At 57.7% G+C, this 13110-nt stretch carries 15 protein-coding genes and 1 tRNA gene; 7 read left to right on the top strand and 9 right to left on the bottom strand.

What is annotated here, in order from left to right:
• Nucleotides 1–138: 138 nt before the first annotated feature.
• A complete protein-coding gene (locus AC1DCP_RS06480; RefSeq protein ID WP_236736186.1) occupies nt 139–468 on the bottom strand; it encodes a hypothetical protein in 330 nt (109 codons plus the stop codon).
• A gap of 83 nt (nt 469–551) precedes the next feature.
• Nucleotides 552–3221: a mechanosensitive ion channel family protein gene (locus tag AC1DCP_RS06475; RefSeq protein WP_065687326.1), complete on the bottom strand. Its 2670-nt coding sequence runs from the start codon at nt 3219–3221 to the stop codon at nt 552–554.
• A gap of 123 nt (nt 3222–3344) precedes the next feature.
• On the opposite strand from AC1DCP_RS06475, the gene AC1DCP_RS06470 reads away from it, so the two are divergent.
• On the top strand, nt 3345–3599 hold the full coding sequence (locus tag AC1DCP_RS06470; protein ID WP_003515453.1) for a GlsB/YeaQ/YmgE family stress response membrane protein: 255 nt from the start codon (nt 3345–3347) through the stop codon (nt 3597–3599).
• Nucleotides 3600–3754: 155 nt separating this feature from the next.
• Nucleotides 3755–3830 (top strand) — tRNA-Lys (locus tag AC1DCP_RS06465).
• 134 nt (nt 3831–3964) lie between these two features.
• On the opposite strand, the gene AC1DCP_RS06460 is transcribed toward AC1DCP_RS06465, so the two are convergent.
• Nucleotides 3965–4411: a hypothetical protein gene (locus tag AC1DCP_RS06460; RefSeq protein ID WP_065687325.1), complete on the bottom strand. Its 447-nt coding sequence runs from the start codon at nt 4409–4411 to the stop codon at nt 3965–3967.
• Nucleotides 4412–4852: 441 nt separating this feature from the next.
• On the opposite strand from AC1DCP_RS06460, the gene AC1DCP_RS06455 reads away from it, so the two are divergent.
• The 4 genes from AC1DCP_RS06455 (at nt 4853) to AC1DCP_RS06440 (ending at nt 6512) form a co-directional block, all read left to right on the top strand.
• Nucleotides 4853–5185, top strand: a complete 333-nt coding sequence (locus AC1DCP_RS06455) for a hypothetical protein (RefSeq protein WP_025593566.1) — start codon at nt 4853–4855, stop codon at nt 5183–5185.
• 169 nt (nt 5186–5354) lie between these two features.
• On the top strand, nt 5355–5606 hold the full coding sequence (locus AC1DCP_RS06450; RefSeq protein ID WP_003515464.1) for a hypothetical protein: 252 nt from the start codon (nt 5355–5357) through the stop codon (nt 5604–5606).
• A gap of 195 nt (nt 5607–5801) precedes the next feature.
• Nucleotides 5802–6026 (top strand): hypothetical protein, encoded by a 225-nt coding sequence (locus tag AC1DCP_RS06445; RefSeq protein WP_065687324.1) that lies wholly within the window; start codon nt 5802–5804, stop codon nt 6024–6026.
• Between the two features lie 297 nt (nt 6027–6323).
• A complete protein-coding gene (locus AC1DCP_RS06440; RefSeq protein WP_003515469.1) occupies nt 6324–6512 on the top strand; it encodes a hypothetical protein in 189 nt (62 codons plus the stop codon).
• Nucleotides 6513–6585: 73 nt separating this feature from the next.
• Here the strand turns inward: AC1DCP_RS06440 and AC1DCP_RS06435 are convergent, their stop codons facing one another.
• Nucleotides 6586–6837, bottom strand: coding sequence for a hypothetical protein (locus tag AC1DCP_RS06435; protein WP_003515471.1), 252 nt, complete (start codon nt 6835–6837; stop codon nt 6586–6588).
• Nucleotides 6838–7478: 641 nt separating this feature from the next.
• Between AC1DCP_RS06435 and AC1DCP_RS06430 the strand changes: the two genes are divergently transcribed.
• Complete coding sequence (locus AC1DCP_RS06430) at nt 7479–7913, top strand: PACE efflux transporter (protein ID WP_003515473.1); 435 nt, start codon at nt 7479–7481, stop codon at nt 7911–7913.
• A 24-nt stretch (nt 7914–7937) separates the two neighbouring features.
• Here AC1DCP_RS06430 and AC1DCP_RS06425 read toward each other — a convergent pair whose 3' ends face one another.
• The 5 genes from AC1DCP_RS06425 to AC1DCP_RS06405 all read right to left on the bottom strand — a co-directional run bounded on the left by AC1DCP_RS06425 (nt 7938) and on the right by AC1DCP_RS06405 (nt 13016).
• Entirely contained in the window at nt 7938–8906 is a 969-nt protein-coding gene (locus tag AC1DCP_RS06425) for an alpha/beta hydrolase family protein (RefSeq protein ID WP_025593568.1), read from the bottom strand.
• 102 nt (nt 8907–9008) lie between these two features.
• Complete coding sequence (locus AC1DCP_RS06420; RefSeq protein WP_019566194.1) at nt 9009–9614, bottom strand: ABC-type transport auxiliary lipoprotein family protein; 606 nt, start codon at nt 9612–9614, stop codon at nt 9009–9011.
• A gap of 15 nt (nt 9615–9629) precedes the next feature.
• On the bottom strand, nt 9630–11000 hold the full coding sequence (locus AC1DCP_RS06415; RefSeq protein WP_065687323.1) for an MCE family protein: 1371 nt from the start codon (nt 10998–11000) through the stop codon (nt 9630–9632).
• Nucleotides 11001–11008: 8 nt separating this feature from the next.
• Nucleotides 11009–11845, bottom strand: a complete 837-nt coding sequence (locus tag AC1DCP_RS06410) for an ABC transporter ATP-binding protein (RefSeq protein ID WP_003515481.1) — start codon at nt 11843–11845, stop codon at nt 11009–11011.
• A 10-nt stretch (nt 11846–11855) separates the two neighbouring features.
• Nucleotides 11856–13016 (bottom strand): ABC transporter permease, encoded by a 1161-nt coding sequence (locus tag AC1DCP_RS06405; RefSeq protein ID WP_003515483.1) that lies wholly within the window; start codon nt 13014–13016, stop codon nt 11856–11858.
• Between the last annotated feature and the right edge of the window lie 94 nt (nt 13017–13110).

The following is a 13110-nucleotide window of genomic DNA, read 5'->3' as shown; positions in this document are numbered from 1 at the left end:
TGCTGCGACAGGGGAGAAAATGCCGTCGCTGGAGGCGGGTTTCAAACCACAGTCGCCTTTTGAAGACGACGGTGGCGCACATATCCTGCGCATTTGCCAGAAACGGAAAAAACATACCGAAGAGAAAAATAGCCAGTCTCATTTCGCAACCACCTGCGAAGATGCACAAATCTTGGCGCGGTCTTTTACGTCCTTGCCAGCGGCAGCTTTTGCCGCGGCGTCCAGCCATGCGGGCGTGCTGTTGCGCATACCGATGGAAACGCTGTTGAAGCCTATGACGAGCGGCCTCGCAAACTGGCTATCGGAAAAGAGGCCGGAACTGTTCGTGCTGCGAATGGTGTTGTCATTGCCGGCCATGTTTTCGGCCGCCGGCTGCTGGCCCTGCGGGCCTGTGGTCGCGGCAACGTCCGCACCATCCACAGTCTTCTGGACGTCGCGTTTGTTTCCCCCCGGCGTCTCATCCGCCACAATGCAAATCGGGCGCGAGGATAACTCCCCGCGCCCGTCAATGCCCGTATCGGCTGCGTCGCCGCAGCCGCGGTAGCCGCAGATTAACTGTCCTTGCCGGCCGCCTTCAACGTCGCCTTCGGCTCCACCACGGTTTTGTCACCCGCCTTGCCCGGATCCTTTTCCGGTGCAGTTGCCGCGGCAGGCGCCGCCGCGCCAGTATGCGCCGCCACCGCCTTGTCACCCTCTTCCGAAAGCAGCGCCGCCAGCATTTGCGGATTTGCATCACCTTCCACGTGGATGTTGAGGTTACGCTGCGGGAACGGGATGGCGATCCCCTCTTCGCGGAAGCGTTTCAGGATTGCGATCCTCAGCGCGTTTTTCACGCCAAGCCCATTCGAAAGATCGGCGAGGTGGAAACGCAATTCGAAATCCAGCGAGAAGTCGCCGAAACGAAGGAATTCCACGTGCGGTTCGGGGTTGCGCAGTACGGGCGGCTGGGTGCGCACCAGTTCCAGCAGAATATCCATCACCTGCTGCGGATCGGATTCATAGGCAACGGAGACGGGAATTTCCGCTCGCATGATACGGTTGCGGTGTGTCCAGTTGCCGACCGAGGAATTGATGAATTCCGAGTTCGGTACGATGATCGACTGGCCGCGGAAGGTTTCAATCTCGGTCGCGCGCACCGAAAGCCGCTTGACGGTGCCTTCCGTCGTGCCTGTCACCACCCAGTCACCCACCTTGAAGGGACGCTCGACCAGCAGGATGAGGCCGGAGACGAAGTTCGAGACGATGTTCTGAAGGCCGAAACCGATACCGACCGAAAGGGCAGACGCCACCAGCGCCAGGCTGGAGAGGTTAAGACCGGCGGAAGAGACGCCGAAAATGGCCGCAACCGCGATGCCGAGATAACCGATACCGGTCTTGACCGAGTTGCGCACGCCCGCATCCACCTGCCCGCGCGCCATGACGTTGTTGTCCAGCCACTTCTGGAACCAGCGTGTGATGATGTAGCCTATGGCAAACACAAGGACGCCGCCGAACAGGCCGATCAGCGAGATGGAGGCATTGCCGACAGTGATGCCGGTCAGCAGACGATAGGCCCAGCTTTCGATATCGCCCGGCTGGAACCCCCAGGAAAACAGGATGAGCGGCACGCCGAAGGCGAGTGCGATGACATAGATGCCGAGCCCCGCCGCAAGACCGGCCTGATCCAGCGCAACCGGGCCGAGACCGTAGCGCCGCCCGAGATAACGACCGGCCAGGGATTCGGAAAAGGCGCCCTGTCGCGAAATCGCCTTGCCCGAAAGAATGCCGATATACATTGTTGCGAGCACCGCACCGGTGGCGACGATCTGCGTGGCAAGGAACCGCGCCAGCCCCACATAACCCGTCAGGCAGGCACCGATGAGAACAAGCCCGCCGACCCTGAGCAGAATGACCAGCCAGCGCGGCAGGCGCTGGTTGCCGGTCTCGTAGTCCTGCCCCTCACCGATCACCGGGCGCAGGAACGACACGGTGAGCAGGATGATGCCAATGATGATGGAGGCAATGAAGCTTTTGGCAACGGTGACGATCAGCGGCGAATAGAGCGTCTCGCTGATCGTGCCGAACAGATAATCGAGACCGTTGACGAGCGCCATCAAAAGCACGGCGGAGGACAGCGTGTGCGCTCCGCGATTGGAAACCTGCAACAGACGCCATTCCGGCTGCGTCGGCGCAAAGATAGCGTAGCTCAGCCGCGACACAAAATAGACGAAGCCCGTAACTGCCATGGCCCCGAACAGGATCGGCGCGATATCGGAACGAAGCACGTTGAAATTATCGAGGAAAAACGCCGAGGTCACCAGAAAGAGGAAAAGCGACAGCGACTGCACCATGGTTGACCAGAAGGCCACCGAAAGCCGCCGCAGATAGGAAGGCTCGCCGGTAAAGGCCCGCCTTTCCATGCGGCTGCCGAAAAAGCGATAACCGCCCACCAGAAACAGCAGCGCCGCCATGATCGACAGCATCACCGCCCCGAACATCGGCAGGCGTTTGTAGTTCCAGACGAAACCCGCCCAGCTGCTGAAGGCGTTGTTGAGATTGGTCAGCTCGCTCACGAAGGCGGAAGAGGCGTCGCCCAGCGTCTGGGAAGAGACTTCGGTGCGCTTGAACAGGGTCGCGGCAAAAAGCGCCCGGCGAACTGCCGTTATGTTGTTGGAAATCTGCGCGGCGTTGGTGGCAGTGCTCTCCACCTCGCCGGCAATGGCATTCACCTCGGCACGCTCCGCCGTCAGCCGGGAGCGCTCCTCCGTCACCATGCTCGCTTCGGGTGGCTGTCCTTCCGCCGGGGCAGCGCCAAGCGCGTCGAGACGCGTCTTTATCTGGTCCAGGCGGGTCCGCAGCTTGGTGTTGGCGGCGGCAGCATCGGCTGCAATGGTATCGGCGCGTCCCTTCAGGTCCACCAGCTGCACGTCATCGCTGCCGCCCGCCTCCACCTGTTTGGCGATTGCCGAAATGTCGGCCTTCCACTTTTCCAGATCCGTGCGCGCCTGCTCGACGATGGAAGCCTGGATAGCGACTGGTGCGGCCGCTGGCGCATCCTGCGCCGACGCCAAGGTTACGGACGACAGAAAGCTGCCAAGGAGGGAGAATACCGCGACCATTATCGCAGCCATGGCGGCCTTTCGCCGCCGGCCGGATAAAGGCCCGCCGAACATCCGCCTACCGTCAATCATTCCGCCAAACATCAACCGCACATCCATGCCTTTCATATCTTCACCCAGCATCAGGCTATTTATCGCCTGCCGCGCGGAAATCCACCCGCAAAAAGCGAGGTTTTCGGGAGTTTACCTTGCTTTTCACCCGGAGAATCATCACCTTCAATAGTGCAGCAATCATGGGAGGAAATCATGGAATCTGCTGGTATTGGCTGGATCGCAGCTATCATCATCGGTGGTGTCGCCGGGTGGCTCGCCGAACAATTCATGAAAAGCAATATGGGTGTTTTCATGAACATCCTACTTGGAATCGTCGGCGCCATCGTCGCCAACGCCATTCTCTCGGTATTCGGAATCGTTTTGACCGGATGGATCGGTTATCTCATCGCCGGCTTCATCGGCGCCTGCATCCTCATCGTTATCGGCAGAGCCTTCCGGCGAGGATAGCAAAAGGAAAAAATCCGTAAAATCCCGGATTTCCAGCCTTTTCCAGCGCGACTGAAATTTTTTCGTCACAAAAATCGAAGAAATTTCATTTCCGCGCTGGACAAGCCGAAACTTCCCCTTTATAGCCCCCCTCACACCGCCACACGGTGTCGGTCGGGTGATTAGCTCAGTTGGTAGAGCAGCTGACTCTTAATCAGCGGGTCGTAGGTTCGAGCCCTACATCACCCACCAAATTCTTCAAAAATGACAAGACGTTGCGGTGCTAAGTTAAAGCATCGCCTTCGGCGCCGGGCACTGAAAAAATAGTTCGCATTCGGCGAGCCTGAACATGCGGCCGCGACAGCGGACCTAACTCTCAAGAAAACCTACAACTTCGTTTCGGGTATGATTTTTGTCCCGATAAAACGTGGCCCCAAGGGCCGCCCGGCAATACGGCTTGCGAATTCCTCGGTAAAAGGAACAGGCGTTGCCCGCTTCACCGCGTCGATGGCGGAATCGATAAAGGCTTGCCGTCTTGGACTGTCTTCCTGCGGGCGCGCGGCTGTGACGACCACTTTACCCCTTATCTGCCCATCCTTATGCAGAATGAACTGCAGCGTCACGACAAGCCCCTCCGTGTCTTCCGGCGGCACCCAGCATGCGTAAATCGCATCGAACATTTCTTTGAGGTTGCTGACCGGAGCAGGATCGTTGCAGACCCGCGACTGGCCCAAAGCCTGCGTCAGAAAACCCGCGTACAGGGTGGCCAGTGCCACGATAGCCGGCAGCTTGAGGCCGCAGAAGAATAAAAACGAACGCTTGATCAAATCCATTATCCTCTGTCGGAAAGCGATCAGCCTGGCCCATCCACCAATTAACGTCATTTTTTGAAAGAATATTTTTGTCAGTAAAAACTCTTCTCTGATTCAGCAATCGATATATACAAAATAATAAAGTCCACGACACACACAGAAAAATCATAAATAAATCAAAATAAAACTCAAAATAAATGAAAAAACAATTTAAAATAATAAAATAGTTTCAAAATAGAAAAATAATATATTTGTTTCATAAAAATAAAATTACAAATAAAGGCAAAAATTCGAAATATTTATTTATATATATTTGTAATATTTAAAATATACTGGATATCTCGAAAATTTACCCATAACGAACCCTTCGCAATTTAACCAAAACCCGCAGTTTGCATTGCAAGCCACTGGTTTGGTTGTATGCATTGCCCAGCCAGAACGATGGCGCAAAAGGGGGATATCATGAAATCAAAATGGGTAACGGCGGTATTTTTCGGGGCTACGTTGACGGTTGCGGGTGCAGCGCAGGCGGACGACCTCGTCTTTTCGCTGAAGAACGGAACGAACTCCGTTCTCAATGCCTTCTACACCTCGCCGGTCGGCGTCGATGACTGGGAAGACGACGTTTTCGGAAAGAAGGCGCTTGGTCCGGGCGAAACGATGGAGATCACCATCGCCGATGGCCGCCGCGTGTGCAAATACGACATGCGTTTCGAATTCCAGGGCGATGAGCTGGAAGACCTCGAGGATACGCAGAACCTGTGCGAACTCGGCGAGTATACCATCACCGAGTAAGAATCCGGCAATAATGGCCCTGCCCGATCATGGCGGGGCCTGCACCAACAAGCGGCCTTCAAAAAAATCAGCCGCTCCCGCAACGCCGGTTTTGCAACACATCTACTGAAACAACGAAATATCAGCGCGGCAGTGCCACCCGCTCCGCAAAGCGGTCTTAATCATGCCTATGATTGTCGTGATGAGATTGATCGTCAACATATTGCTTTTCGCCCTCGGCGCAGTCGGAAGCGGCGTATGTGCGTTTCTATTGTCGGGGACGCTTGCCGATTCCGGATTTCTCGGTTCCTGTTTCGAGGGAAGTTGTGCCTATGCGGCGCTTTTCATGGTGCTGCCAGTCACATGGTTCGTGCTTTTTGCGCTTTATGTCATGGCATTGCTGGTCTGGAGACGAAAACCTTTCCGGAACGGAAGGCTCTGAAATAGGTAAGACGGCGCCGTCACTACCGGACGTTCGTTGACAGCCATCGAGACTTGCCGTTAACGTCCCGCCTGCTGGGGGATTCGCTGCCATTGATATACGGGCCTGCCCGATATCATAGGCCTCTGAATGTGCATGTTTCCGATTTGCGCGTCGCTTAACGACGTGCATGGCGGAAAACAGGGAGACCAAACGATGCGGGCCGCAATTAATTCTCCATCGCTTTCTATCGATACCATGGACTATCAGGCCGAGTGCCAGTTCGCGCTGGAGCCCTCCATTCAAGGGCTGATCGAAAAAGCGGAAGACGCTGGCTGGAACCGCCAGCAGGCCGCGCTTGCCATCGTCGCGATCGCCAGTGAACATCTGAGTGACCTGCTTCCAGGCGTCACCGTACCCGATCAACGCCCCCTGTCCTGACAGCCTCCCGCCCGCCGGAGCTGATCAGCACCCGGCATGATTGCCAAAGCATCCCGAAAATTGATTGAGCAGGCCGGAGTATCCCCCGTCGCGCCCGCACGGGCCTTCGATGCTCCGTCGCAAGCGCGAGGGGAGAAAACGCTCCAGGCAGAGCCCTACCCCCCTCAACGCAGCCCGTAGTGTCCCCGTCACAGACCATCTCCAGTGCATTTTAGCTGCCCTTTGAGTATCGCTGCCACAGTGTTGACATAAGTGACCGATAATGAGAACATAAAGTGAACATTATGGAGGTCAGCGATGAACGCAGCAGACGCAACCATAGAAAATGCCCTGTCCGTGGTCGCCCGCTCCCGCGATATGCGCGAGCGCGCGCTTGAAAGGCGACGGGAATTGCAGCGGCGAACGGAAGTCATCATCGCCCGGCCGCTCTACGTGCTGAAAAAGAATGAAGGCCCGAAGCAATTGTCGCTGAAACTCGACAGCTAGATGGCAAAAAGCAAATCCCGTGCGGATTACCTCACACACGGGATTTTCAGAATGAAACGATCATTGTCTTGTCTTATTGCATGCGTTGCATTGCGGCTTCGGGTTCGCCAGTCGTCGCAACCGTTGCCGCCGGAAGGCGATCGGTCTTTTTCAGTATGACGATGGGCTTGTCCACCGGATCCGTCGGCGGAACGATGCTTGCAGTTTTGAATTCACGGTCGACAGCAGGAACGGAAGCGTTGATCTTTTCATGACCTGCGCACTCCGCCAACGCTGCACTGGCGGAAAAACCAAGTACAGCGGCGATAATGAGAACTGATTTCATGTCATTCTCCCTTCGCTTTCGTGGCGATCTCCCAATCTAAGGGGAGACGGTCCGGATTGAAAATCACACTTTAGAGACATCTAAAGCTCTCTGTCATTGCGGCAGTCGTCATCGGTGGGCCATGGGGCAATGGGTCAGGCGTGCCGCTTTATTTTTTCCGCAGATCCAGCGGATTTTGGCAAAGCGGCCTACGGAATATCATCGCCACATAACTTCCCTTCAGGGAAATGAGGCTAGGCTTGTAAGTTGTGGCCTGTGCCGCGTTGGCGGCCTTTATCGTTCGTCCATCTGGAGAATTATGCTGCATGGCACGCCTCCTTCCATGAGCGATAACGAAAAAACAGCGGTCTTGTTCCGCAGCGGCGAAACGGCGGACAATTGAAAAGATAAGGCACCGCCGCGTGCTTCGTCTCCACGCCGGTGATACGGTGGCACGAATAGTCGCATGAAGGCGAAGTCTCGCCGCATAGCTCCGGCCTCGCCGCCTCATCCCGCTCCCGCTGAGAAGAGCGCTCCCAAACCCAACCATGACCCAAGGCTTGAAATTTTGCCCGAAACCGCTATATGGCTTTGCGAGAGGACGACCTCGGCCATTATGGCGACAGCATGCGGGACGGCCCGGTCACATACCGGAGAATAAATTGCGTTCCCTGCCCGATCGTATCCGCCACGCTCTCAGCTTCGAAATCATCGGCCTTCTGCTGGTCGTGCCGCTGGGTGCATTCGTATTTCACATGCCCATGGAAGATATCGGCATTGTCGGTCTGGTCAGCGCCACGCTCGCCACCGCCTGGAACTATCTTTACAATCTCGGCTTCGACCATGCCATGCAGCGCCTGAAAGGCACGACGCTGAAGACGCCCGCTATCCGCGTCGCCCATGCCCTGCTGTTCGAACTGGGTCTGCTGATCGTGCTGATGCCCTTCATCGCCTGGTATCTCAGCATCAGCCTTGCCCAGGCGCTGGTGATGGATATTTCATTTGCGCTATTCTACGTAGTCTATGCCTTCGTCTTCAACTGGGGCTACGACCGGCTTTTCCCGCTGCCGGAATGGCGGTCGCAGGACGCCGTCTGATCGACGGCGGCACCGGCGTGTGCGTCAGGGTAGCGAAGCCGTGAAAAAGCGGATGACTTCGCTGTTCAGTCGACGATGAAACTCCGCCCGGTCAAACCCCGGAATATCGCCGCATATCTCGGCCAGGGCTTTTTCCATCTCGGCGGGGCAAGGTGTTATGAACGAAAAATGCCCTGCCCCTTTCACCGTCTGATAGTCCGGTTTTGCCGGTAGGTCGTCGCGCAGCCCTAAAATATCCTCCGGCGCCACACCGTCGCCGCCGCGCTCTGAACTCCAGAGCTGAACGGGGATTTTGATATCTCGCAGATCGGCCCGCCCTGGAAAGGCGTTGAGGGGGTCTGCAACAACCACAGCCTTCACCCGCGCATCGTAGACCCGGTCCTCAGGCGAAGCAGACCTTTCCAGCATCTGAGCACACACCGCCGCCTGCCCATCAGGGCACGGCAATCCGGTATTTGGAAAATCCGGAACGCCGCCGGCAAGTACCAGCGCCGTATAACCACCGCGTGAAAATCCGAACACCCCGATCCTTCCAGCATCGATAAAACGGGCATCGTTCCAGTTCGCCAGCATATGGTCGAGCAGGCGGACGATATCGGCCGGTCGTTCGGTCAGCGCGGAAAGATCGCCTGCCCGCTTCATGTCAATGGCGTTATCGCCGGGATGATTGATCGCCGCGACGATGAAGCCGGTATCCGCCAGCGCCGCCGCGGTATCCCGATGGCTGAAATACGTACCGCCGAAACCGTGGGAGATGATGACGAGCGGATATTGCCCATCGACAACAGGGCAATCACGCACCGCTTGCAGAGCGAAGGGGCCGATGCGGGTCTCCACCGGAGTCGCCGCGCAGGGCGACCACACCGCCGCCCTCATGGAAGGCTTGCCGCCTGCCGAGGGAATCTCGATCAACCGAAGACCGGCTGCCAGAACGGTGCCCGTTCCGCACATGGCGGAAACAAGGGAAAGGCAAAGCAACACCAGAAATCGCATGACGGACCCGCGGATCGGAAACATTGAATGCAACGCCGTCACCAACAGGCCTCGCCCGCAACATAGAGCAATCTCTTGTAGCGGAAATGACCGTCGTCAGACTTAGAGCGACTTCAGCGTCCAGGCCACGATTTCGCGGGTGGCGGCGGCGAAAGCCTGGTCGAGCGCTTTGACGAAATTGGCATTTCCGGAACCGCTGACGCGTGCGCTGGCGCGGAATACTTCCTGCGCCTTTACCGTGCCGTTGCGATCGTTCAAGAGCTTCACCGAAATCTCGATATCGGCGGTGTTTTTTGCCGTATCGATTTCGAAGGTGCGAATATCGCTGACCACCTGGTAATCGATCGCCAGCCCCTGCCCCGGCCGGCCGACGCCACCGAGCTTGCCGGTATCCTCGAATGCTTGCACCAGCTTGGATTGCACCATGCGCGGCAGGCGGTCGCTCCATTGCGAATTGCCGAGATATTGCACTTCCGAGCCGGAAAGGCGCACCACGATGTTTTCGCTATCAAGCGCTTTCAGCGCCGTCGGATCGGCGATCAGCAATTGCCGGCCTTTGAGCGACGGCCCCTGCGTTACAGTCGCCGAAGAGACGGAAAGGTCGAACGTATCGTTCGATGGGGTTCCCGCACAGCCCGCCATCGCAACCGCAAGCAGCGGAGCCAAAAGCAGGGCACGGCGCTTATGGCCGTTCATCAATCGTGTCATTGGCCCATACCCCTTTTAGCGCCTTGTTCTGCCGTCATATTGTTTCACGGTTTCGCCGCCGAAAATCAACCGCTGCGGATCGCGGTCGATATTGGTGATCGCATTGTTGAGATTGTCGACCGTCTGCCGCGTGCTGCCGATAAGCGCCTGGAAATCCTTCAGGCCCGAACTGGAGAAGCGCGTTAGATTGTCTGCAATCGGCCCGATTCGGGCATTGAGATTGTCGGCTACGGCCTTGAACGAGGTCAAAGTCTCGCGCGCCTTTGCAAACAGCGAATTGGCATCGTCGGTTCCAAGCATCCCGTCCACCTTGGCAAGAATGCCATCGACACGGCTTGAGGCAAGGTTCAGCTTGCGGCCCATGTCGGTGAAATCGGAGACCGCCTGGTCGATATCGGCCCGGCGCGCACCGACATCGTCGGCAATTCGCTTGAAGTTCGCCACGGCATCACGCGCATCGGCAGTCGCTGCGGAAACATCACCCACCACGGTGCTGACCTTTGCGGGATCGACCGACGCCAAAAGCTCATCCGCGCGCTTCACCACCGTCTGCACTTCCATGCTCGCCGCCTCGAAGTTGCGCGCCGTGCTCTGCACCGTTTCCATGATGCCCTGAATATCGCTCGAAGCGGAAGCGACGTCCTTCGTCACCTTGTCGACATTAGACAGGATGGAATCGATCTTGCCGGCATCCACCGCCTTCACCAGATCTTCGACAGCAGTCAGTGTGCCGTCCAGGCGTACCGAGACCGATTGAACGGTGGTGGAAAGCGAACTGAGGCTGGCGATGAAACTCTTGATACCATCGGAATTTGCGGCCAGCGCATCGGAGAATTTCTCGGCGTTACGCACCGTCTGCGTCAGCGGCCCGCGGGCATCCTGCACGAAGCCCTGCAATTCGCCGATGGCGCCATCGGCGCGTTTCAGGATCTTGTCGGCGGTGGCAAGAAGGTTGGTGACGCTGGAAAGATCGGCCGTCAGCTCGGCGGGAACGCCGCTTTCGACGGATTTCTGCAGAATGCGCTCACCATCCTTGTTGCCGCCGGAGAGCTCGATATAGGCAGCGCCCGTCAGGCCCTGAATTTCAAGCACGGCGCGGGTGGAGGGGAAAACCGGCGCGTCCGCCTGCACTTCAGTAAAGGCGATGGAATAGGCCGGATCGTCGCGGTCGATCGCAAGACCGCGCACCGTGCCGACAGGAATGCCGTTGAAGCGTACCGGAGAGCCGACGGAAAGGCCGTTTGCCGAGCCGGGAATACGCACCACGAGCTGCGCCGTCGGTCCACCCCGGCCGAATTCTGCCATCCAGTAAACGAAGCCGAATGCGGCGGCGATCACGATCAGCGTGAAAATTCCGACTATGGTGTAGTTCGCCTTGGTTTCCATGCTTCTTGTTACTCCACCGGATTTTCGTGTCTGTCGTCCGGAAGAACGACAGAGCGCGCCCGTTTGCCACGGAAATAGGACTGCACCCAGGGGTCGTCACAGGCAAACATGTCCTGCAAGGTCCCTTCCACCAGCACCTTCTTCTGCCCTAGCACCGCAATGCGGTCGCAGACGGAGAACAGGCTGTCGAGGTCGTGCGTCACCATATACACGGTCAAACCGAGCGAATCGCGCAAGCGCGCGATCAGCATATCAAATTCCGCCGCCCCGATGGGATCGAGGCCGGATGTCGGCTCATCGAGGAAGACAAGGTCGGGATCGAGCGACAGCGCGCGCGCAAGCGCCGCACGCTTGATCATGCCGCCGGAAAGCTCCGACGGGTATTTGTCACCCGCATCGGGCTTCAGGCCCACCATCTCGATCTTGAGATAGGCAAGCTCGTCCATCAGCTTTTTCGGCAGGTCCAGATATTCCCGCATCGGCAGCTGGATGTTTTCTTTCACCGTCAGGCCGGAAAACAGCGCCCCCTGCTGGAACAGCACGCCGAGCCGCTGGTCTAGCATCATGCGGTCGTCTTCGCTGGCCTTGTCGTAATCGGTGCCGAGAATGCGGATTGCACCCGCCTGGCGTGGCAAAAGCCTCAAGATCGCACGCATCAGGACGGATTTACCCGCGCCGGATGGGCCGATGAAGCCAAGGATTTCACCGCGATAGACATCCAGATCGAGATTCTCAAGCACGTTCCTGCCGTTGAAACCGACAGTCACACCCTCGACGGAAAGAACCGTCTCACGGCCGTCCTTAGCAGTTTTTGTCTCTTGCGGCTTCTGGTCCAAAGTTTCCAACGCGCCCTCCTTAAAAATCGATGGCTGCGTAGAAGATGGCAAAAAGGCCATCCACCAGAATGACGACGAAGATCGATTTGACCACCGACGACGTGACGTGTTTGCCGAGCGATTCCGCCGAACCGCCGACCTTCATACCCTCAACCGCCGCAACGATGCCGATGATCAGCGCCATGAACGGCGCCTTGATCATGCCGGCGGCGATGGTCGATTCCTCAACCGCGCCATGCAGACGCGACAGAAACACTTCGAAGGTGATGCCGGAATAGAGAAGTGTGACGATGGCGGCGCCGAAAAGTGCGGCGAAATTGGCAAGGATGGTCAGAAGCGGCAGTGCGATTGTCAGCGCCACGAGACGCGGAAACACCAGCACGCCAACGGGGTTGAGACCGATCACCTTCAGCGCGTCGATTTCCTCGCGCATCTTCATCGAGCCGATTTCCGCCGTGATCGCACTGCCGGAGCGACCGGCGATCATGATCGCGGTCAGAAGCACGCCGATTTCTCGCAATTGCAGAATGCCGACGAGATCGACGACGAAAACTTCCGCGCCGAAATACCGCAGCTGGAAGGCGCCCTGCTGGGCGATGATGGCGCCGATCAAAAACGACATCAGCATGATGATCGGCACGGCGCGCACGCCCATATGGTCGATCTGGTTGACGATGGCCGCCGGCGAGACGCCACGGCCGCGCCCGAGCTTCATCTGCGCGCCGCGCACGGCAGAACCCAGAATATACATGCCCGCGAGGAAATCCGCACCATTCTGGACGACAGCTTGTCCGATCGGCGAGAAGAAGCGTTCGGCAAGTCCCACCTTGGCGGCAGGCTCACCCTCCATCGCCGCTTTATCCGGCAATTGGCCGATCAGATCCTCGATTCGCTCGTTTCCGGTAAGCGTGACGGTAACGCCCTTCGCTTCCATATCTTCGCGCAATCGCCGGATGACCCAGGCGCCGGTCGTGTCGATTGCCTCCACCGAGGAAAGATCGATCTCCACCGGACCGGCAGGGCCGCTTTTCTCGATGTTTTCGAGGCGTGCAAAAATGCCGGAAAGATTGCTGTTACGCCAGGAACCGCTCAAGGCATACCGCTGGCCGCCGCCGGAGACGGCGTCGTCTTCGGTGATTGCGGCCGGGTTCGCCTGTTGCCGTATATCCTGTTCTTGCATAATGCTCCGAGCGAGTGCAGCCGTCACGAGATTCTTAAAGGTTTCATAACGGTTTGGCCTTCGGCAAGCCACAGTGACAGCCGACAATTCGCGA

This window comes from Agrobacterium sp. 10T429 (assembly GCF_056393925.1).
Note: the sequence above shows the minus strand (reverse complement) of the source record. Positions and strands in the feature narration are given on the sequence as shown.

Excerpts from the sequence above, each read along its gene's own strand:
- AC1DCP_RS06475 (WP_065687326.1), bottom strand. The coding sequence starts at position 3,221 with ATGCTGGGTGAAGATATGAAAGGCATGGATGTGCGGTTGATGTTTGGC.
- AC1DCP_RS06470 (WP_003515453.1), top strand. The coding sequence starts at position 3,345 with ATGGAATCTGCTGGTATTGGCTGGATCGCAGCTATCATCATCGGTGGT.
- AC1DCP_RS06460 (WP_065687325.1), bottom strand. The coding sequence starts at position 4,411 with ATGGATTTGATCAAGCGTTCGTTTTTATTCTTCTGCGGCCTCAAGCTG.
- AC1DCP_RS06455 (WP_025593566.1), top strand. The coding sequence starts at position 4,853 with ATGAAATCAAAATGGGTAACGGCGGTATTTTTCGGGGCTACGTTGACG.
- AC1DCP_RS06450 (WP_003515464.1), top strand. The coding sequence starts at position 5,355 with ATGATTGTCGTGATGAGATTGATCGTCAACATATTGCTTTTCGCCCTC.
- AC1DCP_RS06445 (WP_065687324.1), top strand. The coding sequence starts at position 5,802 with ATGCGGGCCGCAATTAATTCTCCATCGCTTTCTATCGATACCATGGAC.
- AC1DCP_RS06440 (WP_003515469.1), top strand. The coding sequence starts at position 6,324 with ATGAACGCAGCAGACGCAACCATAGAAAATGCCCTGTCCGTGGTCGCC.
- AC1DCP_RS06435 (WP_003515471.1), bottom strand. The coding sequence starts at position 6,837 with ATGAAATCAGTTCTCATTATCGCCGCTGTACTTGGTTTTTCCGCCAGT.
- AC1DCP_RS06425 (WP_025593568.1), bottom strand. The coding sequence starts at position 8,906 with ATGCGATTTCTGGTGTTGCTTTGCCTTTCCCTTGTTTCCGCCATGTGC.
- AC1DCP_RS06420 (WP_019566194.1), bottom strand. The coding sequence starts at position 9,614 with ATGACACGATTGATGAACGGCCATAAGCGCCGTGCCCTGCTTTTGGCT.
- AC1DCP_RS06415 (WP_065687323.1), bottom strand. The coding sequence starts at position 11,000 with ATGGAAACCAAGGCGAACTACACCATAGTCGGAATTTTCACGCTGATC.
- AC1DCP_RS06405 (WP_003515483.1), bottom strand. The coding sequence starts at position 13,016 with ATGCAAGAACAGGATATACGGCAACAGGCGAACCCGGCCGCAATCACC.